General features: G+C 72.7%; 2 protein-coding genes and 1 pseudogene. 1 reads left to right on the top strand and 2 read right to left on the bottom strand.

The window, feature by feature from the left end; translation table 11 throughout:
* Window positions 1-456 (bottom strand): annotated as a pseudogene (locus Q0283_RS06955) (hypothetical protein); the annotation flags it as partial.
* A gap of 54 nt (window positions 457-510) precedes the next feature.
* Between Q0283_RS06955 and Q0283_RS06950 the strand changes: the two are divergent.
* Window positions 511-1800, top strand: coding sequence for an MFS transporter (locus Q0283_RS06950; protein WP_183524833.1), 1290 nt, complete (start codon window positions 511-513; stop codon window positions 1798-1800).
* On the opposite strand, the gene Q0283_RS06945 is transcribed toward Q0283_RS06950, so the two are convergent.
* Window positions 1757-3267: AAA family ATPase (locus Q0283_RS06945; RefSeq protein ID WP_298043994.1), on the bottom strand; the 1511-nt coding region annotated here is incomplete at its 5' end. The genes Q0283_RS06950 and Q0283_RS06945 overlap by 44 nt on opposite strands.

Raw genomic sequence — 3267 nt, 5'->3', positions numbered from 1 at the left:
GTCCTCCTCGAGGGCGGGCAGTTCCGAGACGCGCGAATCGGTGCCGAAGGATGCCGGCTCGGACCCCTGCGGCGCCGGGGCCGACGGCGGCGACGCCGGTGCATCGAGGTCGAGCGAAATATCGCTCAGGTCGATGGCCATGGCCATATCGTTCGGCGCCGGCGGCGGGGCGGGCCGCGCCTCGGCGGGGGCCTCGGGCTCGGCGACGGCCGTGCCGGCGTCGACGCGGTCCTCGTCGATCAGCCCGGAGTCGGCCGCGGCCACGTCCCCGACGACGGTCTGGTCGGCCTCGGGCCGGTCCAGGACGGCCGTCGAGCCGCCCCCGGCCGGGTCATTGGGGTCACGGGTGGTGGGATAGGTGCCCGCCGGCAGCCTCGGCCGCCGGTCCAGGAACAGCAGCAGGCTGATGCCCACGATGAGGATGACAGCAACGGAGATCAGAATGATGGGGTCCACCGCTCCAGTCTGTCACAGCGAGGTGTCCCGGGTGCTCGTGGGAGGATGGTGGATATGGCACGCGCGAAGGGGGAACAGCTCCCCATCCCCCGGGAGATCAAGGTCCTCATCGCCGCGGCCTTCATCATCGCCATCGGATTCGGCATCATCGCCCCGGTGCTGCCCCAGTACGCCCAGTCCTTCAACGCCTCCGCGACCGCGGTGTCCGCGGTGGTGTCCGCCTTCGGGCTGACCCGGCTGCTGTTCGCCCCGTTCTCCGGCCGTGCCACCAACCGGTTCGGCGAGACCCCGATGTACATGACCGGGGTGCTCATCGTGGCGGCCTCGATGTTCCTCATCGCCTTCTCCCAGGAGTACTGGCAGCTGCTGGTGTTCCGGGCCCTCGGGGGGATCGGCTCGACCCTGTTCACGGTGTCCGCGATGGCCTTCCTGGCCCGCAAGTCACCGCCCACCATCCGCGGACGGGTGTCCGGGGCGTATGCCTCGGCCTTCCTCATCGGCAACATCGCCGGGCCGGTGGTCGGCTCACTGCTGGCCGTCTTCGGCTACCGGGTGCCGTTCCTGATCTACGGCACCTCCCTGGTGATCGCCGCCGGGCTGGTGTTCGTGCTGTTGCGGGACTCCCGCCTCGCGGACCGCGGCAAGCCGGACACCCGGCCGACGATGCAGGTCGCCCAGGCCTGGGAGAACCACTCCTACCGGGCCGCATTGACGTCCTTCTTCGCCAACGGCTGGGCCACCTTCGGCATCCGCAACTCCCTGACCCCCCTGCTGGCGGCCACCGCGTTCACGGGAGCCGGATTCTGGCTGGACGGCCCGCAGATCGCCGGCGCCGCACTGTCACTGTTCGCCGCCGGCAACATCGTGGCGGTGACCTTCTCCTCACGGCTCTCAGACGTGCACGGGCGCAAGCCCCTGATCATCATCGGACTGCTCGTGGCCGCCGTCGGCACCGCCTTCATCGGCTGGATGCAGGATCCGTGGCTGTTCCTGGCACTGTGCGTCGTCGCCGGGGCGGGCACCGGCCTGCTCAACGCACCCCAGCAGGCCTCCATCGCCGACCTCGTCGGACAGGACCGCAAGGCCGGCCCGGTGATGTCCACGGCCCAGATGGCGGCCGACCTCGGGGCGATCTCGGGCCCGCTGATCGCCGGGCTGGTCGTGGACGCGGCCGGTTTCGGCTGGGCGTTCGCCCTGACCGGCGGCATCCTGGCGGTGGGCGCGATCGCGTGGGCCTTCGCCCCGGAGACCAACCTGCCCATCGCCCCGGGCGGACCGCGCACCGGCGCGCTGCCGAAGGTCAGTCCCCCGGAGACGTCCGGGCAGCGTCCAGACGCTGGCTGATCACGGTGCTCACGCCGTCGCCCCGCATCGAGACGCCGTAGAGGGCGTCGGCGACCTCCATGGTCCGCTTCTGGTGGGTGATGATGATCAGCTGGCTGTCCTGCTGCAGCTCGCGGAAGATCTCCAGCAGTCGTCCGAGGTTGGTGTCGTCCAGGGCGGCCTCCACCTCGTCCATGACGTAGAACGGGCTGGGGCGGGCCTTGAAGATGGCCACCAGCATCGCCACCGCGGCCAGGGACCGCTCCCCGCCCGAGAGCAGGGAGAGCCGCTTGACCTTCTTGCCGGCCGGCCGGGCCTCGACCTCGACGCCGGACTCCAGCAGGTTCTCCGGGTCCGTGAGGAAGAGCCGTCCCTCGCCACCCGGGAACAGGGTGCCGAAGACGTGCTGGAACTGGGCGGCCGTGTCCTCGAAGGCCGAACGGAAGACGCGCAGCACCGTGTCGTCCACGTCCTGGATGATCTTCAGCAGGTCCCGGCGGCTGGCGTCGAGGTCCTGCAGCTGACCGGTCAGGAACCGGTGGCGTTCCTCCACGGCCGCGAATTCCTCCAGGGCCAGCGGGTTGACCCGGCCGAGGGCCGCCAGTTCCCGCTCGGCCCGGCGCAATCGCCTCTGCTGCTCCGCCCGGTCGTACGGGACGGTTTCCACCATCGCGGTCGTCTCCCCCGCCTCTCCCCCACCGGGGGCCTGCTCCGTCCGGGCCACGGAGGCCGGGTCCTGCCCGTCCTCGGTGGCCTCCGTCCCGGGATCGGCCCCGCGCGCACCGGCTGCGGTGGCGGGCGGCGCCAGCGGGACCGGCACGTGCGGCCCGTAGTGCTCGATGAGGAACTCCGGCGTCATCCCCAGGTCCTCCCGGGCGCGCTCGATGAGCTGGTCCAGGCGCAGCTGGTGCTCCTGGCGGTCCATCCGCGCCGCGTGCAGGCGGTCCTTGGCCCGGGCCACGGCGGAGCGGTGCTGTTCCGCGGCCCGCTGGAGGCGCTGGCGCTCGGCGGCGAGGTCCTCGCCCTGCCGGTCGAGGTCGGTCCGGTCCCGGTCGGCACGGGCGACGGCCGCCTCCAGCCGCTCCAGGCCCTGGGACAGCGCCGAGGACACCGCCGCGATGCGGGTCAGCCAGGCCAGCCGGGTCCGTTCGGCCCGTTCGCGTTCGCGGTGGGCCAGGGTGGAGGCCGAGACCTGCCGCCGGGCCTGCTCGGCCCGGGACGATGCCTGTGCGTGGAGCGTCTCGGCGGCACGCAGGGCCAGCCGGGCCTCCGTCTCACGGTGCCGGGACTGTCCGGCGCGGTGTTCCGCGGCGTCCCGGGCGGCCGGGTCGGGCTCGGCGGACGTCCGCTCGCGCGCCCCGGTCACCTCCACGCCGGGCAGGGACGGATCCGCTGACCCGTCGGCGCGGGTGTCGGTCCCGGTGTCCTCGGCCACGTCCCCGTCAACGCCCCCGGCCTGGGCCGCGACCGTCACCCGGGCCCGGTCCT

Source organism: uncultured Citricoccus sp. (genome assembly GCF_937871995.1).
GTDB lineage: Bacteria > Actinomycetota > Actinomycetes > Actinomycetales > Micrococcaceae > Citricoccus.
The sequence above is the reverse complement of the archived record's forward strand: the minus strand, read 5'-3'. Positions and strand labels throughout refer to the sequence as shown.

Bases quoted from the DNA above. Each gene is read 5' to 3' on its own strand.
- Q0283_RS06950 (WP_183524833.1), top strand. From the start codon at position 511: ATGGCACGCGCGAAGGGGGAACAGCTCCCCATCCCCCGGGAGATCAAG.